Origin of the sequence: Mycobacterium sp. (assembly GCF_046095365.1) — a bacterium.
In the GTDB taxonomy this organism is placed as follows: domain Bacteria; phylum Actinomycetota; class Actinomycetes; order Mycobacteriales; family Mycobacteriaceae; genus Mycobacterium.
The window spans coordinates 1-4850 of the sequence record NZ_JBJTJF010000184.1; the positions used below are offsets into that span (position 1 = coordinate 1).

1 protein-coding gene is annotated in these 4850 nt (G+C 79.6%); it reads left to right on the forward strand.

Going from position 1 to position 4850, the window contains the following annotated elements:
* Positions 1–4850: PE family protein (locus ACKOQ4_RS13885; protein ID WP_526292792.1), on the forward strand; the 4850-nt coding region annotated here is incomplete at both ends.

Here is a 4850-nt window from a genome sequence, read left to right on the forward strand (position 1 = left end):
GTGGGCGGCAATGCCGCCAACGGTGGCGACGGCTGCACCGGTGCGGCGGGTGCCGTCGGCACGCTGGCGAGCCGGGACGGCAAGGCCGGTGGCGCCGGTGGTCAGGCGGGTGCGGGCGGCAAGGGTGGTGTCGGCGGCAACGCCGGTGCCGCCGGTGGTGTCAGTGCCGGCGCCGGTGTCAACGGTGACGGCGGTGACGGCGGCGTGGGCGGAAACGCCGGTGACGGCGGGCTCGGCGGGGCGGGCTTCAACGGCCCGGACGGGGCCGCGGCGGGCGCCGCCGGCATTGACGGCGGCGCCGGTGGCAACGGCGGCGCCGGTGGTACCGGTGGAGCGGGCGGTCTCGGCGGGGCGGCGGGCACCGGCGGCAGCCTGGGCGCCGCGGGCGCCGACGCGGCCGGCGGGAACGGCGGCAAGGGCGCCGTCGCAGGTGTCGGCGGTAACGGTGGCGCCGGTGCGGCCGGTCTGGCCAGCACGTCCGTCGGTGTCGACGGTCAGGCCGGTGGGGCCGGCGGCAACGCCGGCCGGGGCGGTGACGGCGGTGCCGGTGGGGCCGCGGGCGCCGGGGCGGGCAGTGCCGCCGGCGGTACCGACGGCAATGGCGGCGATGCGGCGATCGGCGGCAACGGCGGCGCCGGCGCGGACGGCGGTCTGGGTTACACCGGAGCCGACGGCACGGATCCCGGTGCGGCCGGTCAGAGCGGCACCGCGGGCGGTGCCGGCGGCCGGGGCGGCACCGGTGGCGCGGGCGGCGCGGCAGGCGCCGGTGGCGGCACCGCCGGTGTCGGCGGTAACGATGCCAACGGTGGCGACGGCGGTGTCGGCGGCAACGCTGCGGACGGCGGCGACGGCGGGTCCGGCGCCGATGGCGCCAACGGCACCGAACTGAGCAAGGACGGCAAGACCGGCGGCGCCGGCGGCAACGCGGGCGCGGGCGGCAAGGGCGGTGTCGGCGGCAACGCCGGTGCGGCCGGCGGAGCCGGCGCCATCGCGGGCGTCAACGGCGACGGAGGTAACGGCGGACTGGGCGGCAGCGCCGGCCAAGGTGGCATCGGCGGAATCGGATTCGACGGCGCCGACGGTGTCATCGCCGGAGCCGCAGGCGCCGACGGCGGCGCGGGCGGTGACGGCGGCGCGGGCGGCAAGGGCGGCGCCGGTGGTCTCGGCGGCGAGGCCGGAACAGGCGGAAGCAGCGGCGGCACCCGGGGTACCGACGCGGCCGGAGGTAACGGCGGCGCCGGTGGCGCTGCGGGCATCGGCGGCAGCGGCGGGAACGGGGTGGCCGGCGCGGCGGGTACCGGTCCGCTGGTCGCGGGTCAGGCCGGCGGCGCCGGTGGTGACGCCGGCAAGGGCGGTACCGGTGGTGCCGGTGGAGCCGGCGGCGCCGGGGCGGGCAGCGCGGCCGCCGGCACCGACGCCAACGGTGGTGCCGGAGCGATCGGCGGCAACGGCGGGACCGGCGCGGACGGTGGCCTCGGCTACAGCGGCAGCAACGGGTCGGGTGCCGGAGCGGCCGGGCAGAACGGCAGTGCCGGCGGCGACGGCGGTCGGGGCGGCAATGGCGGCGCCGGCGGCGCCGGTGGCGCGGGCGGCGGGACGACCGGTCTTGCCGGTGCCGACGCCAACGGCGGCAACGGTGGCTCAGCCGGGGAAGGTGCTGCCGGCGGCGATGGCGGCAACGGCGTGGCCGGCGCCAACGGAACGCTCGCCGACAAGGACGGCAAGGCCGGTGGCGCCGGTGGTAACGCAGGTGCGGGCGGCAAGGGCGGTGCCGGCGGCGATGCCGGCGCGGCCGGTGGCGTCACCGCCAGCGCCGGTGTCAACGGCAGCGGCGGCAACGGTGGCACCGGGGGATTCGCGGGCCGTGGCGGTGCCGGCGGCACCGGTTTCAACGGCGCCAACGGCGGCACTGCCGGCGCCTCGGGCACCGACGGGGGGGCGGGCGGCACCGGTGGCGCCGGCGGCGCCGGCGGCGCCGGCGGTCTCGGGGGCGTTGCCGGCGGCGGCGGAACCGGCGGAGCCTCGGGCACCGACGCTGCCGGCGGTGACGGTGGCGCCGGCGGCCGGGCGGGTGCCGGCGGCAGCGGTGGCAACGGTGTGGCCGGCGCGGCCGGCACCGGTCCGCTGGTCGCGGGTCAGGCCGGAGGCTCCGGTGGCAACGCCGGCAAGGGCGGCACCGGTGGCGCCGGTGGCGCCGGCGGCGCCGGTGCGGGCAGCGCGGCCGACGGCACCGACGCCAACGGCGGCGCCGGCGGGCTCGGCGGCAACGGCGGTGCCGGAGCGGCCGGCGGTCTGGGCTACGACGGCAGTAACGGTTCGGGCGCCGGAGCGGCCGGTCAGAACGGCGGTGCCGGCGGCGACGGCGGTCGCGGCGGCAATGGCGGCGCCGGCGGTGCCGGCGGTGCCGGCGGTGGAACGACCGGCCAGGCAGGCGCCAACGCCAATGGTGGCAACGGTGGCTCGGCCGGCGCCGGGGCCGCGGGCGGCGATGGCGGCAACGGCGTGGCCGGTGCCAACGGAACGCTCGCCGACAGGGACGGCAAGGCCGGCGGGGCCGGCGGCAGTGCCGGGGCCGGCGGCAAGGGCGGTGTCGGCGGCAACGCGGGCGCGGCCGGCGGCAACGGCGCCAGCGCCGGAGTCAACGGCAGCGGCGGCAACGGCGGAACCGGCGGCAACGCCGGCCTGGGTGCGGCCGGCGGGACCGGTTTCAGCGGCGCCAACGGCACCAATTCCGGTGACTCGGGGGCCGACGGCGGAAAAGGCGGCAATGGTGGTGCCGGCGGCACCGGTGGGGCCGGTGGTCTCGGCGGCGCCAAGGGCACCGGTGGCACCCTCGGCACCGCGGGAACCGACGCGGCCGGCGGTAACGGCGGCGCCGGCGGCCGGGCAGGTGCCGGCGGCAACGGCGGCGACGGTGTGGCTGGCCAGGCCAGCACCACCCTGGGTGTGGCCGGCGGCAACGGCGGTGCCGGCGGGGACGCCGGTAAGGGCGGCGCCGGCGGTGCGGGCGGCGCCGGAGGGGCCGGGGCCGGCAATGCCGCCGACGGCACCGATGCCAACGGCGGCGCCGGCGGCCTCGGCGGCAACGGCGGTCGCGGTGCCAACGGCGGCCTGGGCTACGACGGAAGTAACGGATCTGGCGCCGGTGCGTCCGGCCAGAGTGGAACCGACGGTGGCAACGGCGGTCTCGGCGGAAACGGCGGCGCCGGCGGCGCCGGTGGCGCCGGAGGCGGCACGACCGGTGTCGCGGGCGCCAACGCCAACGGCGGCAACGGTGGCGCCGGCGGTGTCGGCGCCGATGGCGGCGATGGCGGCAACGGCGTCGCAGGCACCGCGGGCACATCCCTGCTGAACCCCAACGGCCTGGCCGGTGGTTCGGGCGGCAGTGCCGGCGACGGCGGCGCGGGCGGTAACGGCGGTGCCGCCGGTGCCGCGGGCGGCAGTGGCGCCAGCGCCGGCACCAGCGGTAACGGCGGTAACGGGGGCCTGGGTGGCCAGGCCGGAAACGGCGCCAACGGCGGTGCGGGATTCAACCCCGCGCCCGGCACCATCTCCGGAACCTTCGGCAAGACCGGCGGTGACGGCGGGGCCGGTGGCAGTGGCGGCACCGGCGGCAACGGCGGCGCGGCCGGCCTCAGGGGTGGCGCAGGTGCGACCGACGGGATTCAGGGCGCCGGCGGTGACGGCGGCAACGCCGGCACCGGCGGCGCGGGCGGCAACGGTACCGACGGCCGGAGTGGCACCTTCGTGTCGATCTCCGACCGTACCGGCGGCGCCGGCGGTGACGGCGGCAACGCCGGCATCGAGGGCGCCGGCGGGACCGGTCTGACCAACGGCACCACCGGCACGTTCGGTAACGGCGGCAAGGGCGGCAACGGCGGCAACGGCGGCAACCTCGGCGGGCAGAGCAACGACGGCGGAGCCGGCGGCAATGGCGGCAGCGGCGGCACCGCCACCGGCGGCGTGGCCGGCAACGGCGGCAACGGCGGCAACGGCGGGCAGAGCGGCCCGGGCGCTGAAGGCACCAAGGGGAAGACGCCGACGCAATCGCCGCCGGACGGAACCGCCGGGCGCCCCAACGCCCTCGCCGGGAAAGCCGGCGGCGCGGCCGGTATCGGTGGCAATGGCGGCAACGCGACCACCGGCACCGCGGGCAACGGCGGCAACGGCGGCCGGGGCGGTAACGGCGGTGTCGGCGGCCTGGGCCTGACCTCGACAGACTTCGTGCTGTGGGAGAACTTCGGCAACGGCGGAAACGGCGGAAACGGCGGCGACGGGGCGGCCGGCGGCAAGGGCGGCAATGCCGGCACGGCGACCACCGGCACCGCGGGCACCGCCGGTAACGGCGGCAACGGCGGTGACGCCGGCAAGGGCGGTGACGGCGGCAACGGCGCCAACGGCAACGCCTCGCACCCCGACGGCGGTAACGGCGGGTTGGGCGGCAACGCCGGCGGGGCAGGAGCAGGCGGCCTCAAGGGAACCGGAAGCGGCGGTACCGACGGCCAGACCGGCAGCCCCGCGGTCAATGGTGGCGATGGCGGCAATGGTGGGGCAGGCTTCGCCTCCTCCACCACCGGCATCGCCGGCGGCAACGGCGGCGCGGGCGGCTCCGGCGGCACCTCGACCATCGGCACCGGCGGCGCGGGTGGTGCCGGGGGTAAGGGCGGCGCCGGTTATACCGGCGCCCCCGGCACCCTCGGCTCGGGCGGCAGCGGCACCGTGGGCGGTAACGGCGGTGCCGGCGGTGCCGGCGGCAACGCGACCCTGGCGGCCGGAAGCGCCGCCGACGCCGGCGGCGGTGAGCCTGCCGAGTTCGGCGGTCTCGGCGGTGCGGCCGCCAAGGGCGGGAC